Raw genomic sequence first — 1,253 nt, forward strand, 5'->3', positions numbered from 1 at the left:
GTCCGGCCTCGGCCCTTACTGGCCCTCGGGGTCTTCGCCGGTGGTGTCCGGGTCGAGTTTGGAGACTTGGTAGAGGGCGATGGCCCAGCCGTTTCCGGTCCGTTTCAGCAGGATGCTGAGGTAGACGTTGGCCGTCGGGCGGTCGGTGAAGGAAAAGTTGACGTTGAGGTATCCGAGGACGAGGTCGTCGGTGAGCGCCTGGTCTCCAGGACCTGGTACTCGACGGTCAGGCCGGGTGGCTGGGAGTCGTAGTAGGCGGCGACACCTGCACGTCCGACGCTGTAGGGGTGCATTCCCTGGAAGATGGCGTCGTCGGTGAAGTGGGCGGCCACCTGGTCGGGCTGGTGCTGGTCGACGGCGGCCTTCCAGCCGTCGAGGACGCCGCGCAGGATCGTCTCGTTGTCGGTGGTGGTCTGGTTCAAGGTGGTGCTCTCCGGAGTGGTGTGGGTTGGGTGTGGTTAGCGGCCGGCGCTGATGCCGCCGTCGACGTGGAGGATTTCGCCGGTGACGAACGGCGCGTTCTCCAGGTAGAGGACCGCCTCGACGACGTCGGCGATCTCGCCCATGCGGCCGACGGGCTGCAGGCCGTCGAGGAACTCGTGGATCTGCGGGTCGTGCATCGGGGTGCGCATGGTGCCCGGAGAGACGGCGTTGGCCCGGATGCCGCGAGTGGCGTACTCGATGGCGAGGGATTTGGTGGCGGCCTGCAGGCCGCCCTTGGTCAGCGCGGCCAGGACGGACGGGACACGGGAGTCGGCGTTGTCGACGATGCTGGCGGTCATGGTGACGATGTGCCCGCCGCCCTGGGCGAGCATCTGACCGACGGCGAGCTGGGTGAGACGGAAGAACCCGGTCAGGTTGATCCCGGTGAAGGTGGCGTAGTCCTCGGCGGTGTAGTCGGTGAACGGCTTGGCGACGAAGACTCCCGCGTTGTTGATCAGGGTGTCGACGCGGCCGAACTGCTCGACGGCCGCGGAGATCACCCGCTCGGCGGTGGCGGGGTCGGCGATGTCGCCCTGGACAGTGACAACGCCCGAGTCGGCGGAGGGCGCGATCGTGCGCGAGGTGGCGACGACCGCGTGGCCGAGCTTGCGGTAGGCCTCGACCAAGCCAGCGCCGAAACCCTGCGAGGCCCCGGTGATGACGGCGACCTTCTGATTCTGCATGCTCATGACATTTCCTCCGGATGTTCGACCGAGCGCGTGCACGGGCTCGGTGACGGGACGGGATTCCTCGACCTCGGCTGCCGCCGC

The 1,253-nt window shown here is 67.8% G+C and carries 2 protein-coding genes; both read right to left on the reverse strand.

Translation table 11 applies throughout. The annotated features are described in order from the left end of the window. Positions 1 to 104: 104 nt before the first annotated feature. Entirely contained in the window at positions 105 to 422 is a 318-nt protein-coding gene (locus AB0M56_RS50590; protein ID WP_364190868.1) for a nuclear transport factor 2 family protein, read from the reverse strand. A gap of 36 nt (positions 423 to 458) precedes the next feature. Next, on the reverse strand, positions 459 to 1,172 hold the full coding sequence (locus AB0M56_RS50595) for an SDR family oxidoreductase (protein ID WP_364190871.1): 714 nt from the start codon (positions 1,170 to 1,172) through the stop codon (positions 459 to 461). Positions 1,173 to 1,253: the final 81 nt, after the last annotated feature.

Origin of the sequence: Amycolatopsis sp. NPDC051372 (genome assembly GCF_040682095.1) — a bacterium.
GTDB lineage: Bacteria > Actinomycetota > Actinomycetes > Mycobacteriales > Pseudonocardiaceae > Amycolatopsis.

Bases quoted from the DNA above. Each gene is read 5' to 3' on its own strand.
- AB0M56_RS50595 (WP_364190871.1), bottom strand. From the start codon at position 1,172: ATGAGCATGCAGAATCAGAAGGTCGCCGTCATCACCGGGGCCTCGCAG.